We start from the raw sequence: 406 nt of genomic DNA on the forward strand, positions 1-406 counted from the left end.
GCTTGGTTTTACTTGTCTCACTTCTGACCAAAGAAGTGGACGCGCCTTAGACGTAAACTATTCAACTAAGAATAATTTACTTTTGAATATTCAAGACACTTAATAAAGTGTTTGAGAACTCATGATGCAAACGTTTCCACGTTTGCATCGGTTTGTAAGTAACATGACGACAGACATCATCACGTTACATACTATCAGCTTTCCAAATTGTTAAAGAACAATGCGTACCGGCTAGCGGCGCATTCAGCTCTGACTTCTCCTAAGAGAAGATAAACAAGCAATCTGTGTGAACACTCAACAAACATTAAGTTAGTCGTATAGGTAAGGAGGTGATCCAGCCCCAGGTTCCCCTAGGGCTACCTTGTTACGACTTCACCCCAGTCATGAACCACAAAGTGGTGAGCGC

1 rRNA gene is annotated in these 406 nt (G+C 42.1%); it reads right to left on the reverse strand.

Annotated elements, in window-relative coordinates:
• Positions 1-322: 322 nt before the first annotated feature.
• Positions 323-406: ribosomal RNA gene (locus MO387_RS20850) — 16S ribosomal RNA — on the reverse strand; the annotation flags it as partial.

Source organism: Shewanella sp. N2AIL, from assembly GCF_022690845.1.
GTDB classification, from domain to species: Bacteria; Pseudomonadota; Gammaproteobacteria; order Enterobacterales; family Shewanellaceae; genus Shewanella; species Shewanella baltica.